The organism is Chryseobacterium shigense (genome assembly GCF_014207845.1).
GTDB lineage: Bacteria > Bacteroidota > Bacteroidia > Flavobacteriales > Weeksellaceae > Chryseobacterium > Chryseobacterium shigense_A.
Window position 1 is genome coordinate 155,327 of the sequence record NZ_JACHLC010000002.1, and the last position, 23,714, is coordinate 179,040.

A 23,714-nucleotide genomic window follows, 5' to 3' on the forward strand; every position below is an offset into this window, starting at 1 on the left:
CTCAGGTGTTCGCAGAGGCTTAACCTTAATTAAATAAAAAAAGTCTAATTTAGCAGCATGTTAAAAAAGTTTTTCACAGCGGTAGGAGAATACATTATTCTTCTGGGTAAATCCTTACAGAAACCTCAGAAAATGAGGGTTTTTTGGAAGCTGTTTATGAGAGAAATTAATGATCTGGGTGTCAATTCTTTTGGACTCGTGATCTTCACTTCTATATTTGTGGGAGCCGTAGTTGCTATCCAGATGTTCAACAACTTTGATTCTTCCTCTTTTCCTATTCCTCCCTCTTTTGTAGGATATGCTACCAAAGCTGTTCTGGTGCTGGAATTTTCCCCAACCATTATCAGTCTTATCTTAGCGGGTAAAGTAGGATCATATATTGCATCAAGTATAGGAACCATGAGGGTTTCCGAGCAAATTGACGCACTGGACATTATGGGAGTAAACTCTCCGAACTTCCTGATATTTCCCAAAATCATTGCCTGTGTTATTTTCAATCCTTTGCTGATTGCCATCAGTATTGTATTCGGTATTGGCGGCGGATATCTGGCCGGTATTCTGACCGGAAACTGGACAGAAAATGATTATATCGTAGGTATCCAGATGTATATGCCCAATTTATTTGTGTTCTATGCATTTTTAAAAACCATTGTATTTGCTTTTATTATTGCTACGGTGCCTTCCTATTTCGGATATAATGTAAAAGGAGGATCTCTGGAAGTAGGTAGAGCCAGTACACAGGCTGTGGTATGGACTATGGTATTTATTATCATTTCTGAATTAATTTTAACCCAATTAATATTAAGCTGATGATTGAGGTAAAAGATCTTAAGAAGAGTTTTGACGATGTTGAAGTACTTAAGGGAATTTCAACTTCTTTTGACAAAGGAAAGGTAAATCTGATCATCGGACAGAGTGGCTCGGGGAAAACAGTTTTCCTGAAAAGCTTACTGAATGTTTATCAGCCTTCATCAGGTGAAATCCTTTTTGACGGCAGAGATATCAATACAATGACCCGGGACGAGAAACAGCACCTCCGTTCAGAAATCGGGACCGTATTTCAGGGCAGCGCCCTCTTCGACTCCCTAACAGTGGAAGAGAATATCATGTTCCCGCTGGATATGTTTACCAACCTGACGTTCAGAGAAAAAAAGAAAAGAGTATTTGAAGTAATAGGCAGGGTGCATCTTGATAAGGCAGGAAGAAAATTCCCATCCGAAATTTCCGGCGGAATGCAGAAACGTGTCGCCATCGCAAGAGCCATTGTGAACAACCCGAAGTACCTTTTCTGTGACGAACCGAACTCCGGCCTCGACCCTTATACTTCCAATGTAATTGATGATCTTCTTCTTGAAATCACCAAAGAATATAATACAACAACCATCATCAATACCCACGATATGAATTCCGTGATGACGATTGGTGAGAAAATTGTATACCTGAGGTTAGGCATTAAGGAATGGGAAGGAAACAAGGACATTCTGATCACGGCAGGCAATAAAAATCTTATTGACTTCGTTTATTCTTCAGAACTGTTTAAAGAACTGAGAGAATATTTACTTGAAAATAATAAAACGATTGAAAATACAATCACTAAAATAGATGATAATGAAAAAGGTACTTAGTATAGCATTAATCGGGTTTTCAATGTTTGCTTCCGCGCAGATTTCTCTGGCAGGAAAAGCAAATTTAATATTCCCTACAGGTTCTCCCTCCTGGAAAAACATTAAAGGAACGGTAAATGACGCAATTGAAGGAACAGGAAAAAATAATGCTGGGTTTAACGTAGGACTGTCATTAAAAGTAGGGCTTCCGGGTTCATTATATGTAATGCCTGAATTATACTACACCCACTTCAAAAATGAATTTACTGCGGAAAATACTACTTTTGATGTAAAGAGCAACCGTCTTGATATGCCTGTTTTATTAGGCTATAACCTTTTAGGAAATATGCTTGGAGTTTTTGTAGGACCGGTTGCCAGCTATAATCTAAGCAAAGACAATACCTACAATGATTTCAAAGAAAATGTGAAAAACAACTTCACCGTAGGTTACCAGTTAGGGGCACAGCTTGAAATCAAAAAACTGATTATCAATGCAAGATACGAAGGAGCATTCAGCAAGGATGAAAGAAATTTTATCAATAAGGTTTCAGACTCGGAAATCAGATATGACAACAGGCCTAATCTATTCTTAGTAGGCGTAGGTTACAGGTTTAAATAATTTGAAAATAACACTATAGAAAAACCCTCAAAATTTTAAATTTGAGGGTTTTGATTTTTCTGAAGTTCTGCTTCACGCCTGGCAATTTCTGCTGCCTGCTTTTCCAGTTCTTCTTTTTCTTTCTGCAGCTGTTTGAATTCTTTCTTTTTCTCTTCAGCCTTTATTGCGCTTCCTTTGCTTACATACCCTACCATGCCCCCTATAATAAGGCCAATCCCCACTCCGGCCATCACTCCCATCATGTGTGAGATGGTAATTCCACCTACCGTAAAATCAGTAGTCAGATAAAAAAGCAATGCCGAAACGGCGAGCAGTATAAGTCCGGTAATTGATAAACTTTTCATAAATATGTGTTTAGTGGTTTATATTGAAAAAGCCTTACCCAATTTAGTGAAAAATTAAATAAGGCTCTATACAAGATTAAATTCTGACTTATTATATTTTCCCTCCGGCTGCTTTATAATATTCCAGAGCTTTCGGAAGGTTTTTATTGATATCCGAAATCCTTGTTTCCGGATTCGGGTGGGTAGATAAGAATTCAGGCTGTCTCGCTCCTGACGATGCACCTTCCATTCTGTTCCAGAAAGGTATAGCCTCTCTCGGATCGTATCCTGCCATAGACATCAGGTACAATCCCATCTGGTCTGCCTCTGATTCCTGGTTTCTTCCATATTTCAAAAGGGCTACCTGCGACCCGATAGGATATACTTTTTCAAAAATACCGGCCCACTGTGAATTGGAAATTGTTCCCCCTAAAATAGAACCTCCGTACTGGGCTACCATAGCCTGGGAAATCCTTTCATTACCATGTCCGGCCAAAGCGTGTGAAACTTCGTGCCCCATTACTACCGCAAGACCATTGTCGTTTTTTGTAACAGGAAGAATCCCTGTATAAACGGCCACTTTTCCACCAGGCATACACCAGGCATTCAGTTCGTTGCTCTGTATAAGGTTGAACTCCCAGTTATAGTTTGCAAGATCTGCAGATCTCCCGATACTTTGGTAATATCTTTCTGCTGCACTTTTTATTCTGCTTCCTACACTCGCTATCTTTTTTGCATCTGCAGTTCCTGATATAATTTTAGATTTAGACAATGTCGTTTTATATTCCTGAGCAGACATTGTCATTATTTCCGAATTATTGGCAATCTGTAATGAAGATCTGCCTGTAATTGGGTTAGTAGTACAAGCTACAGTCGACAAAGCAACTGCTCCTATTCCTAATAGATGTGTAAATTTCATAGTTGTTTGAGTGTTAATGATTCAACATTTACAATTTTTATTCCAAAATGATTCAGAAGGAATATATTTGCATACAATTTGCTATTTAAATTTAACAATTATTACGGTTATGAAAAAGTATATTTCATTTATATTTATTTTTGGATTTCTTTTTTTCTTCCAAAGCTGTTCGTCTCAGGCTTCAATAGACTCCAAAACAGTTGATGCACTTGTAGATTCCCAGGAATTTACGTTTCATGCACAAAGGGCAAATCCTATGAACTATGAGGTAATTAACATAATGGGTTCTATCCAGAATGCGCCGTCTACGAGAATGCTTCAGCTGGACGGAGAGAACTATACCATAGAGCTTAAAAAAAATAACCTGGAAGTAGTTCTTCCCTATTTTGGAAGAATGTTTACTCCATCATACAATACAGCTGATAACAGCTACCGCTTTACATCAAAAGATTTTACCGTAAATAAATCTCAAAATAAAAAAGGAAACTGGACTTTAAAAATTAAGCCCAATGATAAGAGAAATGTGGATGAAATTAACATAGAAGTCTTTAAAAACGGCAAAGCATTTGTTTCTATGAGAAGTAACGACAGACAGCCGATTACGTATGACGGCTATATTTCAAAGAATGATGCACCTCAGAAAGAAAATGAAAAGCTTTAGTCTTTAGATAAAAATTTTTCAACAAACAGTTTTGCTTCAGTGCTGGGATTCGAAACCATTTCTGAAGCATTTTTTTTGTGCTGTATATAAGCAGCCTCTACAGAATCGCTTCTTTTCATCATAGCAAGAATATATTCCTGAACCCAGTATTCAAAACGTTTTTCTGCCTGCCGGGTACGAACTTCATTAAAACTGCCTGCTTTCTTTTTCAGGTTTATAAATTCGTCAATTTTGCTGTAGACATCTTCCAGGCCTTCATTATGAAGCGCAGAGCCTAAAAGTACGGGAATTTTCCAGTCCTTTTCTTTGGGAGGAATAAAATCCAGCGCCCGCTTTAATTCCAGTCTGGTATTTTTGGCTTTCTGCAGATTATCCTGATCTACTTTATTGATAAAAATAAGATCCACCATTTCCATGATCCCACGTTTGATTCCCTGCAGCTCATCTCCTCCTCCAATAATCTTCAGAAATAAGAATATATCTGTAATATCAGCCACAAGCACTTCAGACTGCCCTACTCCCACTGTTTCGATCAGAATGTAATCATAGCCTGCCGCTTCGCAGATCATCATAGTTTCAAATGTGGTATTGGCAACTCCGCCAAGAAATCCGGAACTTGGGGAAGGACGGATAAAAGCATTTTCTTCTTTGGCAAGCTCTTCCATCCTGGTTTTATCTCCCAGAATACTTCCTTTGTTGATAGAGGAACTGGGATCAATAGCCAGCACCGCTACTTTTTTATCATTCGAAATAGCAAGCCTTCCGAAATTTTCAATGAATGTGGATTTTCCTGCTCCAGGAACTCCTGTAATTCCTATTCTTATGGAATTTCCCGTGAAAGGCATTATTTTCTTAAGAAGTTCTTCTGCCTGGGTTCTGTGCTCGGCTTTTTTACTTTCAACTAAGGTAATAGCTTTTGCGATCAGGCGTTTATTTCCTGACTGTATTCCCCGGATCAGTTCTTCTGTAGAAAATTTCATTGATTCAAAAGTATAAAAATAACCGTCAAACTCCCATATAAACGGGTATTAATTTTATTTCTTCTAAATTAAAACTACAAACCGTTTTATCAACGGCAGGGGGAATTTCCTACATTTGTTTTAAATCAAAATTCAAGAAACATGAAAAAAATATCCGCTGCTGTATTATTTACCTGTATTTTACTGGCTTCCTGTACCCCTAAAGCTTCTACAGCCGGCCCGGTAGGACCTGCCGTTTCTACTGCAGAACAGATAGCGCAGGGAAAAACGATCTTTGAAAATTCCTGCGGAAGATGCCATAAACTGCCGGATCCCGCAGCACATACTTCAGTACAGTGGGTAGGAATCATGAATTCTATGGCTCCAAAAGCAAAATTGACAGACGAGCAGCATCAATGGGTATATGATTATATTGTTTCTGTGAAAAAATAACCCCTAAAATCAAAAAATATGGGTATGAGAAAAGTAATCTTAAGTATGATCGCAGGTGCTGTCTTTATGGTATCATGCGGACCAAAAAGTGTTGCTGTAACCGGGCCAAAATATACGGCATCGGAACAACTGACCCAAGGTAAAACGATTTTTGAAAACTCATGTTCCAGATGTCATAAACTTCCGAATCCTGTTAAACATGATGATCAGGGCTGGATTAAAACTTTGAGCAGAATGGCTCCCAAAGCGAAGTTAAGTGACGAGCAGCATCAGATGGTTTATGACTATCTTATTTCTGTAAACAAAAAATAAGCTTTCAAATAATGAAAGCTTATTTTAGCTCTATTCCTAATCCCAGCTTTTCCGATAAAATTACCCTCCCGTTTTCCACAAAATTCCCGGAGGCATAATCATTGGAAATGAGGGTTGCACCGTCAAGATCAGCAAAATCAGTAAGTCCGGCCAGCAAGCAGCCGGCAGAGATTCCAACGGTAGACTCGGTCATACATCCTATCATAATTTTATATCCCTGTTCTTTTGCTTTTCTGATCATTTCCAGGGCTGGAGTCAATCCTCCACATTTCATCAGTTTTATATTGACACTTTTATAGTAAGGTATTAATTCTTCCAAAGAGTTGATATCCTGACAGTCTTCATCTGCCATCCAATTGGCAAAACCTTTCTTTTTTAAAATTTTGTATTGATCTATAGGGCGTGGCTGTTCAAGATATGAGAATTTTTGAACTTCATTATTTTCCTGAAGCCATCTGCAGTCTTCTTCTGTAAAACTTGCATTGGAATCTAAAGCTAAATTTCTGTCCAACTGTAAAAGCCGGTCAACATTGTGTTTATCCAAACCTTTACATTTTACTTTGAATTTATTCCATTTGCTTTTTTCAATCTTTCTGATCTGTTCCTCTACATTTCCAACTGATATTGTGATAGAGCTTTCAATGAGGTTTTCAGAAGGAAGGCTGTTCAGTTCAATAAAGCTTTTGTTTTCAAGTTTTCCAAACAGGTCCCAATAAGCACAATCGAGTGCAGACATTAAAAACGGATGCAGATTCAGCCCGGAAAGAAAGTGGAAAAAATCTTTCGGATGAACAACAGGCTGTTTTTCAAGTATGGATTGAATTTCTTTTAACCTGAAAGTGAAATTCTTCAGATCAATCTGGTAATAATCTATCGCAACACATTCGCCGTAGCCTTTTGTGTTTTGATGGGACAGTTCCACAAGCAATGCTTCTCTTTTATCATAATTACCATAAGCAATTGAGAATGTTTCTTTCAGCAGAAGTGTTTTTAGTTCAAAATTCAGTTCCATATACTAAAACTACAAAAAAAAGAGACCATTTCCGGTCTCTTTCATTTATATATACAATCAATTTATCTTACAATCAGTTTTTCAGTCTGAATTTTTTCTCCCTGCTTGATGTGTACCATATATACTCCTTTCTGGAAGCCTTTGGTAGAAATTGCTTTTTTAGACTGAGGATCTCTGGCATCTGAGAAAACTAATTTTCCGGACATATCAAACATTTTAATCTGTACATCCTGAGAAGATTTATCTAAATTTCCTACAAAGAATTCATCATAAGTCGGGTTAGGGAATACAATGAATTTATTGTCTGCCGCTTTAATATCCTGAGTAGCTAAAGCTGTATTACACTCTTCAGGAACAGTGAAGTCTTCCACCTGATCGTTAGCAGTTGCCCTAACTCCCGCTGAAGCGTTAACTCCTAATCCTCTCTTCGCAAAAGCTTTCCAGATCATACATTTATCTGCTCCGGCATTTCCTACGGCATCTGCCTGAAGAATAGCATCTCTTCCGTCAATAAATGTAGGGCTGCAAGCCTGTAATTTAAGTCCGTTTACTACAAGCTGCAGAATCTTTGCATTTCCGGAAGTGGCACTTGCCAATACATCACTGTTATATCCATATTTTTCTATGTATTTCCAGGTCAGGTCCCAAAGCATAGTTGCCCATATGAATCCGATAGCATGGGAACCGGAAACTGTATTTGTTCTTGCGTAGGTGTAGTTATTTAGACCAAAATCAGGAGAATATTTGGCAAGCCTGATTCCTCCCCCTGTCGATGGCTGATCTGCTGAGTATGTCGCTACACCTCTGGCCAGAGATGAAGTATCTCCCGGCTTTGTTGTAAGCATTAATGCAAAGAAGTCTGACCATCCTTCACCCATCTGCTCCGCACTGTTTGCTGCAGAAAGACAGCTGTATCCCTGCCCTGTTAACCTGTTTGAAATACCGTGTCCATATTCGTGGGCAATAACACCGTTATCAAGACTTGAGTGTTTAAATCCATTAAAATCGTTTCCTAATGTTGCATTGATGGTAGTTCCACTTCCCAGTTCTCCAACCATATACAATCCTTCTGTTTTTCCTATGTTGATAGCAGGAATTGTTACCTGGCTTCCTGAAGCTCCTCCACCCATGCTGACAGGCGTATCTGTAGAAGGTCTGTACACAATGGCTCCTATTGCACCTGCATTCTGTGCGTTTAAAACTTTAAGTCCATATTCGCAGCTTGTACTTGTAATGACTGCTATTTTACCGGTAAGACTTCCGGCAGCAGGTGCGGTACATGCATCAGCGGGCACTGAAACAGCAAGATCACCGGTAACAGACTGCCCTTCAAATAATAAAGCTCCAAAAGATGCACTTCCGGTCATTACTTTCGGTCTGCTTACAGCCGTTGAAGGAGAATTATACTTATATCTGGAAATAGGGTCTGCTGTGGTTTGTGCTCTGTCCCAAAGATACATCTGCATTCTTGGGGCCTGGAGATAAGTTACGCCTGATATTACAGTCTCATAACCTGAACTGAAATTGGCATTATTCAGGCCGCTTCCATCAAATGCTTCGGCATTTACCGCATCACCTGCCATACCTCCGTTTGCAAAGTTATTGGTCTGATAGTTTCTTGCGGACTCTGTAAACCCGAATTTATAGAAGATGTCGTGCATCTTATTATTCATATAAAACAGATTGGTAATGGCAGCATCCCTGTGTGTAAAAGGGTTTATGTATCTTCCTTCTGCATACGGGAAATCAAAATTCAAGGAAGCTCCGCCATTTGGAGAATAGCCTGCTGTATTGGCATTAGCCTGATCTGAATAGGCATATACATTATTCCCTCTGGTATTGGTATAGCTATTGGTTCCGTCGGAATGCCATCCTTCAGGGGAAACTGTTATATCCCAGGGATTATTAATAAGGGCACGGGAACCAAAGGTAGGTGCCTCTACCGGTAAAGGGAAAACATTGTAAGAAGCATTGGAAGGGACAAGCAGATTACCGGCTGTTGTTTTATTCATTGCTCCAACTCCCAAAACAGCCTGTGCTCCGGACCCTGTATGTTGTTCTATATGTGATTCTTCTCCACTATCCGAAGAATTGTCATGGGTAAAATTACAATCAACCGTTAGATTGTCTTTTGTAAGAATTTCACCTGTGGCTGCATCGGCAATAATATGCCAAACATCGGCAGATTTCTTATCTGAAACAAAAAGTTCTTTTGCCAAAACATAAACTCCGTTCTTCTCAAAATATACATTGGGAAGATAATCTACTTTAGAGATTTCACTCAGGTTCAGTTTTTGTTTAAGAAGGTCTTCTGAAAACCGTTCTTTGGATTTTCCCTGGCCGGCAACAGAAATATTTTGTTTAAAGTCATTTTTTTCGGAGATAATCTTGTCTCCTTTGATCATCAGTTTTCCCAAAGCATTGTAAACTCTAAGTCCATCATAGGTTTGCTGAACGTTTACGATGTCCACTCCTAAACTTTTGGAAGGATCTTCATTGAGAATAATAACCCCGGTTTTATTACTGGTTCCATTTTTTTGTGCTAATTGTCCGCTTTTCTGGTAGTAATCCTGGATCAGCCCGTTGGAATTTTGTGCATTGATTTTACCAAAAGCAAAGAATACGGCCACAGAAAACGGCCATAAAAATAATTTTCTATTCATAAAGTTATCTTTTTCTCAATAAATTTAAGAATTTTTTAAGAAAAAAAGTATTTATTTTTTCTTTTGGGTATTTTTTCTCATTTTATTTTTTATAAATTTTGCTCTGTTCGTCAAAAAATCAACCATAGCTTGATTATAGCTGTATTTTTTTGCTTCTTCCAGTGGTTTCAAAGCTTTTTTATATTCAAGCCTGATTTCAAAGAGGAGGGATTTCTGAATCAATATCCTGGCTTTGTCTATTCCTTTGATCTTTAATGCATAGCTGATGAGTTTTTCGGCTTCATCAAGATCTTCATTATCCAAAAGGCATTTGATATAATACTGAGGCGTGTTGAGATTCGATACATTACACTGCATGGCTTCTTCAAAAAAGACTTTTGCTTTTTCATAATCGGTCAGCATTTCACTGTAAATCCTACCCATCAGGCAAAGACTGTCTGCATCTTCAGGATCGTAAGAAAGGGCATAGTTCAACGCTTCCAGGCAGTCCGGAAGGCTGTAGGGATAATTATCCAGTGCTTCGAAGTAATATTTATTTTTAGTTAAGGTCATTTCTGTAGTTCTTTAATTCTTTTTTCAGGGTATTTCTCTGTTTTTTAAAAGATTTGTCCTGATGATTTTTTTTAAAATCTGTCCCGGAAAATGTCCGCACAGGATTTCCTCTCTGTACTTGCAGATGATTGTTCCATGTATCCTGCATTCTTTTTTCCAGCTGTTTTATATAAATTCCGGCTACCTTTTCTTTCAGTCGCATGATGGCAAGCTTTTTATTTTCCAATTGCGACCTTGAGTCCTGGGCAAATACACTTTCACCGGTTGGTAAATGAACAGCGCGAACAGCTGTGTTTACTTTGTTCACATTCTGGCCTCCGCTTCCCTGGCTTCTTGTAGTCTGGAACTGGATGTCTTTTTCATTGAAATTGATTTTCTCCAACCCTTCCAATTCAAAAATACCGATAAACCAGTTGCTTCTTTTATGTAGTTTCCTGAAGGTGCTTTTCCCTATCCAGCAGATGCTTCCTAACCAGGTTTTTAAAAATGCATCCAGGTTTTTTGCTTTTAGAAGTATGGTGACGGATTTCAGGGTCAGGTTTTCATCACCGTTTTCCCGGTGAACGATTTCGTAATCTATAGTATTGTTTTTAACTTCCTCAAGGAAGACCTTCAGAATTTTTGCCGCAACCCACTGGCATTCTAAAGGTCCTCTTCCTGAGGTTATTTGTATGATTTTTTCCATTTTTTAATTTACTTTAGGCATTTCGCTTAATTTCGGATGGCCGACAGGATCAATTCCTTTGCTCAATAATTCTTTGGCAGCCATCACAGCCCAGCATTTATCACTGGAATGGATGTTTCTGTAAAACGTTAGTAAAAGCTCGGGTTTAACAACGGTAAAGCCATTAACTTCAATAATTTCCAGGTCATCTCTTTCAAAGAAATCTATAGTAATTCTGTGAGATTTGCCATTTTCCATTTCTTCTGTTTTTTCATACCTGCGGAAGTTTTCATCATTATGAAGATGGTCATATCGGGTCCATACTTTTTGGAATCCTTCCTGCTGAAGAATCATAACTGCTTCCGTTACGTTCTCTTTTCTTACAAAAACATCAATATCCTTGTGATCATGGGCATGCTTGTATTCCGTATGTCCTGTTTCTGACATAAAATGCCATGCCCAGCCTCCTGATATAATGACTGTATTTTTTAGTTTGTTTAAAATTTCAAGTCCGTGGCGGATTCTAAATTCCGGCCAGACTTCTCCGTATCTTTTTATATTATGTGGTGCTCCCATTTCTTTTGTTTTTTTGTTTTGGGTTGCCTGTTCTGGTTATCAGTCAGAATTTTCACTGAAAACCGGAAACCTGCAACTAAAATTTACCTGTCCATTCTCACAATTCTGGGTTGAAATGTTCCGAGAATATCTACCAATTCGCTTTGTGCGTTCATCACTTCATGAATATCCTTGTAAGCCATTGGTGCTTCTTCCGTATTGCCTCCCATTAATGTCACTTTCTTCAGCTTCAGCTCTTTTTTGATATCATTCTGGGTGAAAAGGCTCCTGCATTCTCCTCTTGAATGGGCTCTTCCCGCTCCATGTGATGCTGAGTTCAGGGAATCCGGGTTTCCTTTTCCACGAACGATAAAGCCTTTTGCCGTCATAGATCCCGGGATCATTCCTAATTCATTTTCATTGGCTGGTGTTGCTCCTTTCCTGTGAACAATGACTTCTTTTCCGTTGTGAATTTCTTTCCATGCGAAATTGTGATGGTTTTCAATTCTTGCTTTTACTCTTCCACCTACAGCTTTTACAAGTCTTCTGTGGATATCATCATGACAGGCAGAAGCGTAATCTCCGGCAAGATTCATCGCGGTCCAGTATTCCAGACCAAGATGGGTGTTCAGATCCAGCCAGGCAAACTGCTGTGCTTCTTTGGGCAAAGGACACTGGTCTGCAGCTACTCTTGAGTAATATTGCGCAATTTCAGCTCCTAAGCCTCTGGAACCACTGTGGGAAAGTATTCCCAGGTATTTTCCTTTTGGCAGCCCAATCTGATCATCTTCTTCTGTAATTTTAACTTCCCCGAATTCTACAAAGTGATTTCCGCCGCCGGAAGATCCCATCTGTTTAATGGCCTTTCCTTTTAATCTTCTCAAAACCGGGATCATGTCAAATGTATCTCTGTCAAAGATTTCATGATCTACATGAGATTTATGTGTTTCATACATCCCGAATTTGGTATGTTCGGCAAGAGCTTTTTCATATTTATCTCTTGCTCCGTCAAGATATGAAACCGGTATATCCAGAATACTGAGACTCATCCTGCAGCCGATATCCATACCTACTCCGTAAGGAATCACTGCGTTTTCTACCGCCAGCACACCGCCTATCGGAAGTCCGTAACCGCTGTGTGCATCGGGCATTAAAGCGCTCTGGGTTGAGATTGGCAGTTTTAAAGCTGTGTACAGCTGGTTTTTTGCTTCTTCGGAGATATTGTTTCCGAAGATGCTGAAATTGGCACGCTGGGTATTGAGCATTCTTTTTTCTGTTTTCCTGGATGAAAGCAGTGATTCTGCAATCTGCCCGAAAGTCAGGTCTTTTTCAAAGTTTTCCGGGTTCAGGAGGATTTCTTTTAAAATAGATTTTACATGATGAATATTCTTCGTTGCAAAATTTCTTTTCATCACCTCCAAAGCCACGTTCACGCTTTGATTATTCGGATAACCGAGTTTTAATATATCTTTTCCTTTTAGTTTTAAATTTCCCATTGTTTTTGTTTTAAATAATATTGGACTCACAGGTCCTCAAAATATTCTGCAAGCTCTGTTGCAGACATGATGCAGTCAGTATATTTTCTGCTTTTGATAAGATCAGTTTCATTTTCTTTTTTCCATGGATTTGATTTACCGTGAATTTTCTTTTGGATGATACCCATTATTTTATGCTGCTTTATATAAGATTCTATCTCTGCATACTCTTTTTCGAGTTCTGCATCTAAAGGTTTGTAATGGGTGATCATATGGGGTCTAATCCGCAGGGTAAATCTCCAGGGTTCAATAAATTCGTAGTATATTTCATTTCTTTTTCTGAATGGACTGTATTCTTCTGTTTTAAGAAAATACTGTCTTTCTTTCGGGCTAAGCCCAAACCTCGGGTCTGTCCATTTATAAAAGGAAATGCGGTTGAGTTTCTGTTCCTTTTCCACGAATATTCTTCGTCCGAATTTTCTCTTTTTTTTCAGAAACAGCCGGCTTTCGGAATACATATAGGTGTTGATCTTCTTCAGAACTCCTTCGAAGAAATCTGCATCTTCAGATCTTTTCACCTCATCATTCAGAACAAAGAATCTTACAAATCCTCTTTGATAGGGTTCTTCCAACGGAATCCACGGAATATTCCTTCTGATATTCCAAAGCTCTTTACTACGTTTATACTTTTTTCTTATCTGTTTTTCTACATCTTTTTTACTTGTTCTTTTTCTGCTTCTTACACTTCTTAAGCGTGAAAACAGAAGGTTATTATTTTCCATTGATGATAAGACACAAGATGCCTGATACAAGATCCAAGACTTTGGACTGTTTACATCTTTGCTTATTCAACTAAAATGCTAGTTGATTGATTTTACGATAATGAACAGGATGAAACAAGATCATAAATATCTGTTCGTCTGTTCTTAATGACACAAAAAAATTTCGGGGAAACCGGGGTTTAGATATTGCGCAATAAAAAACCCGAAATCTTACGACTCCGGGTTTTGATATTTCGTTATACTATTATTCTAAGAGCATACCAAACCACGAAGCCTTACCACTATAAGCGGTACTCCAGCTGTAGAATTCTGTTTCGTTTTGAACATTGCTTCGTTGTTTTTTAATTGGTTAAACTTGATTTTCAGGTGCAAATATATTAATTTTTCTGAATATCAAAATATTTTTTTTTATTTCAAGTGGGTCAGGCTCAGAAAAATAGCATCTATTACTTTTGTCATTTTCAGAAGATCCAGTGTTTCCAACGTGTCTGTGGTCTGGTGATAGTTTTTATTCCTGAAAAACGATGTATCTGTGATCATCAGGGCAGAATACCCGAAATTCCAGTAATTAAGATGATCTGAAAAATCTATGCCTTTTACAAATTTCGGGGCTGTAAAGGTTTCGGTTTTTATCTGATGGGATGCTTTAAATTGAGTGCTGAAATTATTTACAAAATTTCCGGCACTGAATTTTTTTACGAGGGTGATAAAGTCTCCTTTATTGCCATAAATCCAGGATAATATGCCTAACGGATAGCCCTGCGAATCTTTCTCATCTTTGAAGTATCCTATCATTTCTACACTTGCCATGCCGTATACATCGATATTATGATCTTTTAAATACTGGGCATGGATATAGCTTCCCATATTTTCTGTCCTGAAATAGGGAGGTTCTTCAAGGGTATAGGCTACCAGATCAATTCTATAGTTCAGTTTTTGATCTTTGAGCATTCTGGCTAATTCTAAAAGGGCTGTTACTCCGGTTGCATTGTCGTCCGCTCCCTTCTGATCTCCGCAAACATCGTAATGAGCTCCAATGATGATTCTTTTCTTATTTTCTGTCCCGAAAGAGGTAATTACGTTTTTATAAATTTTTCCATCAACGGAATAGTCCTGAAAGACCGTACTGTCTCCATATTTACTGAAATTCTGCTTAATATAATCTGCGACAGCATCCAGCTGGCCAATATTTTTATGATTTCTGAATTCAGGGGTTTGGGTAAGTGCTTCCAGATGGCTTTTAACGAGATTGATATCAGCCGGCACCGGAGATTTCTGAACCGGATTGTTTCCGGAACCTGCCATAAAACAAAACAGAGCTATAAAAAGCAAGCCTGCAGCAATAATGGTCTTGCCGGCTACAGGCTTTGTTATATTTTTAAAATTCATCTCACGGTATGCTTATTGTTGGAAAGACGGAAATTAATACTTTTCCGCTAAACCGCACAGAGACTGAAGATTTTATTTTAGTTTTCCAAGAATTTCTCTAAAATTTCCACGGCACATTTCGGAAGGTTGGTTCCCGGTCCGAAGATGAAATCTGCCCCGTTGGCATACAGGAATTCGTAATCCTGCTGAGGAATTACTCCTCCTACTACAATGGTAACATCATCAGCACCCAGTTTTTTGAGTTCTTCCACCACCTGGGGAACAAGAGTTTTGTGCCCTGCTGCCAAAGAAGATACACCTAGAATATGGATATCGTTTTCCACAGCTTGTTTTGCCACTTCTTCAGGAGTCTGGAATAATGGCGCCACATCAACATCAAATCCCATGTCTGCAAATGCTGTTGCCACTACTTTAGCACCTCTGTCGTGCCCGTCCTGTCCCATTTTGGCAACCATTAATCTTGGACGGCGGCCTTCTTCTTCTTCAAATTTCTGAGTCAGGTGAAGGGCTTTTTCAAAATATTCGTTTTTCCCGGCGTTCATAGCATATACTCCAGAGATTGTTTTAATATTGGCTTTATATCTCCCGAAGGTTTCTTCCATGGCATCACTCATTTCACCAAGGGTAACTCTGCTTTTTGCTGCTTCTATGCATAATGCCAGAAGATTTCCTTTTCCTGTCTTTGCACTTTCGCGGATTTGGTTCAGGATTTCTGCAACGGCTTCCGGGTTTCTGTCTGCTTTTATTTTTTCGAGTCTTTCGATCTGTTTTCTCCGGACTTCTGTATTGTCGATATCAAGAATCTCTATACCATCCTGTTTCAAAGCTGTTCTGAATGAGTTTACACCGATGATAAATTCTTCACCGCTATCAATTTTAGCCTGTTTTTTGGCAGCAGCTTCTTCAATTCTCATTTTTGGAATTCCTGCTTCAATGGCTTTTGTCATTCCTCCTTCCTGCTCTACCTCATCGATGTATTTCATCGCTTCTTCAATCATCTGCTGGGTAAGGCTTTCTACAAGATTGCTTCCGCCCATAGGATCTACAACATCACAAATTCCACTTTCCTGCTGAAGGATGATCTGGGTATTTCTTGCAATCTTCGCTGAATAATCTGTAGGCAACGCAATAGCCTCATCCAATGCATTGGTATGCAGTGACTGGGTTCCTCCCAAAGCGGAAGAAAGTGCTTCAATAGCTGTTCTCGTAATATTATTAAATGGCTCCTGCTCTGTAAGTGACCATCCTGATGTCTGGGAATGGGTTCTTAAAGCTAAAGATTTCTGGTTTTGCGGGTTAAATTGTTTTAAAAGAGTGGCCCAGATATATCTTGCGGCACGCATTTTTGCAATTTCCATAAAATGGTTCATCCCGATTGCCCAAAAGAATGAAAGTCTCGGCGCAAAATCGTCTACATTCATTCCTGCCTTAATTCCTGTTCTTACGTATTCGAGACCGTCTGCCAATGTGTAGGCCATTTCCAGCACCGGAGTGGCACCTGCTTCCTGCATGTGGTATCCTGATATGGAAATTGAGTTGAATTTGGGAATGTTCTGGGAGGTATATTCAAAGATATCGGCAATGATCTTCATGGAAGGTGCAGGTGGGTAAATATAAGTGTTTCTTACCATGAATTCTTTCAAAATATCATTCTGAATGGTTCCTGAAAGCAATTCCTGTTTTACACCCTGTTCTTCTGCGGCAACGATATAGAAAGACAAAATAGGAAGTACGGCTCCGTTCATGGTCATGGATACTGAGATCTGGTCTAACGGAATCTCGTTAAAAAGGATCTTCATATCTTCTACAGAATCTATGGCTACACCTGCTTTACCTACATCTCCAACTACTCTTGAGTGATCGGAATCGTATCCTCTGTGAGTGGCAAGGTCAAAAGCTACAGATAATCCTTTTTGTCCTGCTACAAGATTTCTTCTGTAAAAGGCATTGGATTCTTCTGCTGTGGAGAAACCGGCATACTGTCTTACTGTCCACGGTTTTTGTACATACATGGTAGAATACGGACCTCTGAGATAAGGGGCAATTCCTGGAGAAGCCTGTGTTAAAGATTCGTTTTTAACATCTTTCCGGCTGTAGGATGATTTTAGCTCTAACCCGTCTTTTTCAAAATTATAGATCTCTCTTTCCTGAGGCTCTATACTAAAATCCGGTTTTTTCACAGAAATTGTCTTTCTCATTCCAATAATTTTTGTCTGCGTAAAGTTAATTTTTTTGAATGAAACATGAAACTTATGTTAACATCCGGTTTTTCTGAGTTTTAACGCATAAAAAAGACCGGACAGATGCCCGGTCTTTTTTATAGATATACTTACTTATTATTTTTTAATAAGCTTAGTATTATAAGTGTTTTTGTCATCTTTGATGGTGATTACGTACACTCCTTTTACAAGTTGTGCCACATTAATTCTCTGACCATCGATCTGACCTTGCTGAACTAATCTTCCGTCTGCACTGAAAATGCTGTAATCAGCTTTTCCTTTCAGGTTTTTAACTTCTACGAAAGTATCTGCAGGGTTCGGATAGATAGATATTTCTGATGGTTTTGTAGTATTAACATCATCTACTGCCAATCCGCTTGTGATTTTCACTGAAAGATCCATCACGCTTCCTGCCTGATTGGTATTTCCGCAGGCACTGCTTAATGCTCCGTTGAAATTCCCGGCTACTCTCATTCTTAACAACTTATCTCCGCTGTACGCTGTTCCCGGCACGGTAAATGTTGCTGTTTCGGTTCTTGTTCCGGCTACTGAATTGGAGGTCATTACTTTTTCAGAGGCTTCAAAAACGCCGTTTCTATTGTAATCGATCCAGGCATTTACAGTAAACGCATACTGAGCATAGCTGGAAGAACTTCCTGCCAGTACGGAAATTGTATACTGAGATCCTTTTGTAAGATTTACAACCTGTGCTGAATTTTCACTTACATCTTTGTAAGATCTGAAAGTTCCGTCTGTATAGTTAACATTGGAAAGCTGAATACGTGCAATGGTTCCGAGCTGGTTAATTCCCGTAGTCAATAAACAGTAATCTATTCCTGTTTTTAACCCTTTTGTCTTGAAAGCATAATTTGTTGAGAAAGCTCCCGGCACACTGTTTACTACAGCTGCTACCTGTACTTCAAAGTTCGTTTCATCTTCTAAACCTGTAAGAACTACAGAGTTTACCGTACTTGTTGTATTGGACCAGTTTGTAGTTCCTGTTTTTCTGTAATTTACAGAATATGTAGCTGCTCCCGGTACGCTGTTCCACGATACTCTTGCTGTTGTTTTGAAGATTTCGCTATCGATTGCGGAAACTCCTGTCGGTGCAGCTGAAGTTGACGTTGGCGCTGCCCCTACGGTTACTGCCGGAGATACAGCATAGAATACATTACCCAGTGCTGATATTCTTAATTTAACAGCTCCTGTTAAACTTGCAGGCATCTGACCAGTGTAAGTTCCACTGTTTGGTACCGAAGCGGCTAAGTCTGTCCAAGTTATTCCGTTATCAGCAGTATAATCTATTTTTACATTAGCTACGTTATAAGGCGCGGCTGTTGTGTTGGCTACATCCCACTGAATGGTGTTTGATGCATTGTTATATAAAACTGAAGCGGCTGTAAGGCCATTAAATTTAAATGGTCCGTCATTTCCTACCGTTACTGTAGTTTCCAGAGAAGAAACCATTGGTCTTACTGGGTTTGCATCTCTTAAGGTTACAGCATACTTTAAAGTTCTGGGAATGTAGCTTACTGTTTCCCAATTTGTTTTATCGGTAAGCTTCCCGTCCATTACTGCAGCAAAGCTTGGAAAATATCTTCTTCCACCTACTGTTCCGAAATATGATCTCGCTATGCTTCCTTCTGTATTATATCCCCAACCGCTGTCTCCTGAAATAGTATTGTTAGCTCCAACGCTGTCATACTGTTCCCATGTATAGGTAAATGGGTCTCCCTGTGCATCTGTTGCAGATGCGTCCAGATAATATGCTGTTCCTTTCGGAATATTTACTGCTGTAAGAGGAGAAATCGCGGGTGCTGTATTGGTGGTAATGTCTGTGGATGTTCCGCATACTGTTTTACCATCCAGACTGGTTAATATCTGATTGATTGAGGAATAATGGAAGTAAGCATCAGAGTTCATCTGTACGTTATCTCCTGTAATTCCTGCATATGCCATAATGGTAGTTCCACCTCCCGGTTCAATATTTACTCCTGAATTTTCAGATGAATGGGAGAATGTATGGTTTCCGCCAAGCTGGTGTCCCATTTCGTGGGCTACATAATCAATATCAAACAGATCACCTACAGGGTTTGTATTCTGGGTAAATGCAGATCCTTTTGCCAGGTTGGTAGAACTGGTAGGGTCTTTACATGTAGATCCGATAGAACCGGCATTACCGTTTCCTCCTGCCGCATTAAATACGTGCCCCATATCGTAATTGGCATTACCAACCACGGAGGTCAGGGTCTGCTGCAGATTAAGATTCAGGTTTGTTGTATAAGGATCTGATGTAGGATCTGTGTATATGATTGCCGGAATATCCTGAATAATTGTTTTAATCCCGAATTCCTTTTCAAATACCCCGTTTACACGGGTCATGGTAGCGTTCATCTGAATTACCGTATTGGTGATTCCTCCTGAAGGATCGAATTTTTTGGTATATTCTCCCGTAGTGGAAAGAGCCAACCTGTAAGTTCTGTACTTGGTAATAGATGGTCTGTTAGTGATCCCTACGTTTGAAAGGTTATTTCTACCATGAAGCTCCAGAGATTTGATGTCTTTGGTGTTTTTTTCTTCTGTGGTACATTCAAATCCGTTATCGCTTGCTGTTCTTTTGGTTTTATAGAAAACTCCATAAGTCTGCTTATCTGTAGTGATAGGCTCTATAAACTGAAATACTCCGTTTTTGATAATCATAGACTGTATTTCAGTAGGTGCAGTACTGAATCTTACATATTTGGAAGGGTCATCAACCCCCACACCTACATATGATCCTAACTGGTATCTGTCTGCCATTGATTTTTCAACAACAGGATCACTGTATACTGCAAATTTCTCAATTTTCCCTTCTGCTGTAGGAAGAGAAACAATTACAGGTTTTGCATCTTTACCTGTTTCCACAGCATCTTTTAGAATGTTTCTAAGTGATGCCAGATCTACTCTGTAAGAGTATCGAACTTCAACTTCTTTTCTGATCTGAGAAGTTTTCTGGGATGCAGGCTCCCACCTCTGTGCATTAACTGAAGCCAGACCGGCAGCCAGAGCACAAACTAGTAAAATTTTCTTTTTCATAATTTACACTGATTCCATAAAAATATTAAGCATATCTACAAAAATAAAAATTTAAACCTAAATATTATCATTAAAAAAGTTTATTTTATAATAAAACATCAAAATTAACATATCCCCGCTATCAATTTTTGGGCATTATCTTTAAATCCTGGAAAAAGACAACAAAAAAGACCGGGCAGTCTACCCGGTCTTAATTATTATATGTACTGTCTACTTATTTTTTGATAAGTTTATGATTGTATGTGTTTTTATCATCTTTAATTGTGATAATATACATTCCTTTGGCTAAACTTTCCACGTTAATGATCTGACCATTAAGATCACCTCCCTGAACCAGTCTTCCGTCTGCACTATAGATTTTGTAGTCTGCTTTTCCTTTAAGGTTTCTAACGCCTACAAAAGTATCAGCAGGATTCGGATAGATTTCAACTTCAGATTTAACATCTTTAGTTTCGTCTACTGCAAGTGCAGATCCGAAAATTCTTACTGAGAAATCCATTACACTTCCTGCCCCGCTTGGTAAATTACCCGCAGCATTTCCACAAGCATTGTTTAATGCAGCAGAATAGTTAGATGCAACTCTCATTCCTACGACTCTGTTTCCAACGGCAGCAGTAGCAGGAACAGTGAAGTTACCTGTAGTATTTCCTACACCATTTGCAGCCGGAGATATACCAGCACTTGTATATACTTTTTCACTTGTTTCATACACCCCGTTTCTGTTGTAATCGATCCACACGTTATAGGTCATAGGAACGGATTGATTGTAAAGACCGAAAATAGTTATCGGATAAGAGTTTCCTCTGATAAGGTTGATTATTTTTGCAGGATCTTCACTTAAATCTTTATATGATCTAACGGTAGCATCAATATGGTTAACGTTGGAAAGCTGTACCCTTGCCACGTTACCTACGGAATTATATCCTGTATTCAGGATACAGTAATTTACTCCTGTTGCCAATGGTTTTGTTTTGAAAACATAGGTTGAGGATAAAGCTCCAGGCACACTGTTTACTACAGCCGCCACCTGTACTTCATAACCCCTTTCGTCTTCAAGACCGCTTATTAATAATGAGTTGGTAGTACTCGTTGCGTTAGTCCACGCTGAAGTACCTGTCAATCTGTAATTTACGGAATAAGAAGCAGCTCCCGGCACGCTATTCCAAGATATGATTGCTGAGTTCTTAAGAACATCTGCTGCGGTAGTAGACACTCCAGTAGGTGCTGCGGTAGTGGAAGTAGGTGCTGTTCCGATAGTCAGGGCAGGAGATACTGCATAGAATATATTGTTTATAGCAGATACTCTTAATTTTACAGTCCCTGTTAAGCTTGACGGCATTTGGGCTGTATAAGTTCCACTGTTTGGTGTAGAAGCTACCAAAGTAGTCCAGGTTGTACCATTGTCAGCTGTATAGTCTATTTTTACATTGGCTACATTATAAGGAGCGGCAGTTGTATTAGCCACAGCCCACTTAATCGTATTTGATGCATTGTTATACAAAGTTGTGGCAGCCGTAAGACCATTGAACTTAAATGGTCCGTCATTTCCTACCGTTACTGTAGTTTCTAAAGATGAAAGCATTGGTCTCTGTGCATTTTCATCTCTTACAGTTACGGCATAGTGAAGTACTCTTGGGATATAAGAAACTGATTCCCATGTTGCTTTATTGGTTAATTTCCCATCCATTACCAAAGGTAAGCTTGGGAAATATCTTCTTCCGCTTGCTGTTCCGAAGAAAGATCTTGCTACAGATCCCTGAGGGTTATATCCCCAGCCACTGTCGCCGGAAATAGTAGCATCCTCGTCTACACTGTCATACTGCTCCCATGTATATTTAACAGGATCTGTATCTGTTGCTGTAGCATCTAAATAATATGCTGTTCCTTTAGGAATGCTGTATGCCGTAAGCGGAGAAATAACAGGTGCTGTGTTTGTTGTAATATTCTGAGAAACACCACAGTCTGGCAAAGAATCAAGGTTGTCAAGAATCTGCCCGACAGAAGCATAATGGAAATATGCATCTGAACTCATCTGAACGTTATCATAAGTAATCCCTGCATATCCCATAATGGTAGTACCTCCTCCAGGTTCCACGTTTACTCCGGAACCTTCCGTTTTATTTGAGAATGTATGGTTTCCTCCTAACTGATGCCCCAATTCGTGAGCTACATAATCGATATCAAATGAATCTCCTGAAGGAACTCCATTGGCAGGAGAGGTAAATCCTGAACCTTTGTAAGCTACCGGTGAACCCTGATCCAATGTCATATCATCACTACAGATACATCCGATACACCCGGCGTTACCACCTCCTCCATCAGCACCAAAGAGGTGACCAATATCGAAATTAACCTCCCCAACGTTATTATGAAGTACATTCATCAGCTCTCCATTCCATGCTCCGTCATCCACACCTACATCTGAATCTGAATAAGGATCGGTAGCAGCATTAGTATAAATAACATTCTGATAATCCTGAACAAGAAGTTTAATACCAAAGTCTTTTTCGAATACTCCGTTTACTCTGGTCATGGTATTGTTGATCTGTACAATAGCGCCCGGCACACCTCCAAAATAGGTAGTATATTCACCTGTAGTAGACATTACCAGCCTGTAAGTTCTATACCTTGTACTTGCGGGTCTGTTTGTAATTCCTACATTAGAAAGCTTTTTTTTTCCGTTCTCTCTTAGGATCTGAATGTCTTTAATGTTTTTTTCATTCGTTCCACATTCGAATCCCTGCTCGCTGTTTGTTCTTTTTGTTTTATAAAATACTCCGTAAGTCTGCTTATCTGTAGTAATCGGCTCAATGAACTGGAATACTCCGTCTTTGATGATCATAGACTGCATTTCTGTAGGAGATGTACTGAATCTTACATATTTGGAAGGATCATCAACCCCTACACCTACGTATGATCCTAACTGGTATCTGTCTGCCATAGACTTTTCCATCACCGGATTACTGTATACTGCAAACTTTTCAATTTTTCCTTCTACTGTAGGAAGAGAAACAATAACAGGTTTCGCGTCTTTACCTGTCTCTACGGCATCTTTTAGAATGTTTCTAAGTGATGCCAGATCTACTCTGTAAGAGTATTTAACATCAACTTCTTTTCTGATCTGGGATGTTTTCTGCGATGCAGCTTCCCATCTCTGAGCATTAAAACCGGCAACACCAGCTGCTAATGCACAAACGAGTAAAATTCTTTTTTTCATAATAATCTATAAGAATAGAATTAATAAATTTTAAATATCCATAGCAAAAATAGCAATTTAACGCATAACACCATTAAAAAAAATAAGCTATTTAAATAAAACAAGCCATTTCTATTATTTATTGCCATTAATAAGCAATTTATTTATTTCAATATCATATAAAAAAAATAATATAATATTCACACGTTTATTCACCATTTGATGCAGCTAATCTTTTTGGTTTCAGTTCTGCTTTTTTTCAGTTCTTGAGAATATCAACAG

The 23,714-nt window shown here is 39.0% G+C and carries 20 protein-coding genes; 6 read left to right on the forward strand and 14 right to left on the reverse strand.

Translation table 11 applies throughout. From position 1 onward, the window contains the following. Positions 1-57: 57 nt before the first annotated feature. The 3 genes from HNP36_RS10545 to HNP36_RS10555 are packed head-to-tail and all read left to right on the forward strand — an operon-like array spanning position 58 to position 2,223. Positions 58-810: an MlaE family ABC transporter permease gene (locus HNP36_RS10545; RefSeq protein ID WP_184162778.1), complete on the forward strand. Its 753-nt coding sequence runs from the start codon at positions 58-60 to the stop codon at positions 808-810. Then, positions 810-1,625 carry an ABC transporter ATP-binding protein gene (locus tag HNP36_RS10550; RefSeq protein WP_184162780.1) on the forward strand — a complete coding sequence of 272 codons (816 nt, stop codon included), beginning with the start codon at positions 810-812 and terminating at the stop codon, positions 1,623-1,625. The genes HNP36_RS10545 and HNP36_RS10550 overlap by 1 nt, the downstream gene beginning before the upstream one ends. After that, the gene (locus HNP36_RS10555) at positions 1,609-2,223 is read left to right on the forward strand and encodes an outer membrane beta-barrel protein (protein ID WP_184162783.1); all 615 of its coding nucleotides are present in this window, start codon (positions 1,609-1,611) and stop codon (positions 2,221-2,223) included. Before HNP36_RS10550 ends, HNP36_RS10555 begins: the two co-directional genes overlap by 17 nt. A gap of 35 nt (positions 2,224-2,258) precedes the next feature. Here HNP36_RS10555 and HNP36_RS10560 read toward each other — a convergent pair whose 3' ends face one another. Further along, a complete protein-coding gene (locus HNP36_RS10560) occupies positions 2,259-2,567 on the reverse strand; it encodes a hypothetical protein (RefSeq protein WP_184162786.1) in 309 nt (102 codons plus the stop codon). A 91-nt stretch (positions 2,568-2,658) separates the two neighbouring features. Beyond that, a complete protein-coding gene (locus HNP36_RS10565; RefSeq protein WP_184162789.1) occupies positions 2,659-3,465 on the reverse strand; it encodes a M48 family metallopeptidase in 807 nt (268 codons plus the stop codon). A gap of 109 nt (positions 3,466-3,574) precedes the next feature. Between HNP36_RS10565 and HNP36_RS10570 the strand changes: the two genes are divergently transcribed. Next, positions 3,575-4,126: a DUF4251 domain-containing protein gene (locus HNP36_RS10570; protein WP_184162792.1), complete on the forward strand. Its 552-nt coding sequence runs from the start codon at positions 3,575-3,577 to the stop codon at positions 4,124-4,126. Here the strand turns inward: HNP36_RS10570 and meaB are convergent. Beyond that, the gene (gene meaB / locus HNP36_RS10575) at positions 4,123-5,106 is read right to left on the reverse strand and encodes a methylmalonyl Co-A mutase-associated GTPase MeaB (RefSeq protein ID WP_184162795.1); all 984 of its coding nucleotides are present in this window, start codon (positions 5,104-5,106) and stop codon (positions 4,123-4,125) included. The two genes, HNP36_RS10570 and meaB, sit on opposite strands and share 4 nt — an antisense overlap. Positions 5,107-5,247: 141 nt before the next feature. Between meaB and HNP36_RS10580 the strand changes: the two genes are divergently transcribed. Together HNP36_RS10580 and HNP36_RS10585 are read left to right on the forward strand one after the other, a co-directional pair. After that, positions 5,248-5,538, forward strand: a complete 291-nt coding sequence (locus HNP36_RS10580; RefSeq protein ID WP_184162798.1) for a c-type cytochrome — start codon at positions 5,248-5,250, stop codon at positions 5,536-5,538. A gap of 24 nt (positions 5,539-5,562) precedes the next feature. After that, positions 5,563-5,850, forward strand: a complete 288-nt coding sequence (locus tag HNP36_RS10585) for a c-type cytochrome (RefSeq protein WP_184162801.1) — start codon at positions 5,563-5,565, stop codon at positions 5,848-5,850. 19 nt (positions 5,851-5,869) lie between these two features. Here the strand turns inward: HNP36_RS10585 and HNP36_RS10590 are convergent, their stop codons facing one another. From HNP36_RS10590 to HNP36_RS10640, 11 genes are all read right to left on the reverse strand, one after another. Beyond that, positions 5,870-6,862 (reverse strand): enolase C-terminal domain-like protein, encoded by a 993-nt coding sequence (locus tag HNP36_RS10590; protein ID WP_184162805.1) that lies wholly within the window; start codon positions 6,860-6,862, stop codon positions 5,870-5,872. A gap of 62 nt (positions 6,863-6,924) precedes the next feature. Beyond that, positions 6,925-9,525 carry a T9SS-dependent M36 family metallopeptidase gene (locus HNP36_RS10595; RefSeq protein ID WP_184162808.1) on the reverse strand — a complete coding sequence of 867 codons (2,601 nt, stop codon included), beginning with the start codon at positions 9,523-9,525 and terminating at the stop codon, positions 6,925-6,927. Between the two features lie 51 nt (positions 9,526-9,576). Further along, entirely contained in the window at positions 9,577-10,077 is a 501-nt protein-coding gene (locus HNP36_RS10600; protein WP_184162812.1) for a hypothetical protein, read from the reverse strand. After that, on the reverse strand, positions 10,064-10,762 hold the full coding sequence (gene prfH / locus HNP36_RS10605; RefSeq protein ID WP_184162815.1) for a peptide chain release factor H: 699 nt from the start codon (positions 10,760-10,762) through the stop codon (positions 10,064-10,066). The genes HNP36_RS10600 and prfH overlap by 14 nt, the downstream gene beginning before the upstream one ends. A gap of 3 nt (positions 10,763-10,765) precedes the next feature. Continuing rightward, on the reverse strand, positions 10,766-11,317 hold the full coding sequence (locus HNP36_RS10610; RefSeq protein WP_184162818.1) for a hypothetical protein: 552 nt from the start codon (positions 11,315-11,317) through the stop codon (positions 10,766-10,768). An 83-nt stretch (positions 11,318-11,400) separates the two neighbouring features. Beyond that, a complete protein-coding gene (locus tag HNP36_RS10615) occupies positions 11,401-12,792 on the reverse strand; it encodes an RtcB family protein (protein ID WP_184162821.1) in 1,392 nt (463 codons plus the stop codon). A 26-nt stretch (positions 12,793-12,818) separates the two neighbouring features. Further along, complete coding sequence (locus HNP36_RS10620; RefSeq protein WP_184162824.1) at positions 12,819-13,553, reverse strand: hypothetical protein; 735 nt, start codon at positions 13,551-13,553, stop codon at positions 12,819-12,821. 408 nt (positions 13,554-13,961) lie between these two features. Beyond that, on the reverse strand, positions 13,962-14,942 hold the full coding sequence (locus HNP36_RS10625; protein ID WP_184162827.1) for a M28 family peptidase: 981 nt from the start codon (positions 14,940-14,942) through the stop codon (positions 13,962-13,964). Between the two features lie 77 nt (positions 14,943-15,019). After that, the gene (gene scpA / locus HNP36_RS10630) at positions 15,020-17,140 is read right to left on the reverse strand and encodes a methylmalonyl-CoA mutase (protein ID WP_184162830.1); all 2,121 of its coding nucleotides are present in this window, start codon (positions 17,138-17,140) and stop codon (positions 15,020-15,022) included. A gap of 138 nt (positions 17,141-17,278) precedes the next feature. Next, on the reverse strand, positions 17,279-20,236 hold the full coding sequence (locus tag HNP36_RS10635; RefSeq protein ID WP_184162833.1) for a reprolysin-like metallopeptidase: 2,958 nt from the start codon (positions 20,234-20,236) through the stop codon (positions 17,279-17,281). Positions 20,237-20,450: 214 nt separating this feature from the next. Beyond that, a complete protein-coding gene (locus tag HNP36_RS10640; protein WP_184162836.1) occupies positions 20,451-23,453 on the reverse strand; it encodes a reprolysin-like metallopeptidase in 3,003 nt (1,000 codons plus the stop codon). Positions 23,454-23,714 lie beyond the last annotated feature (261 nt).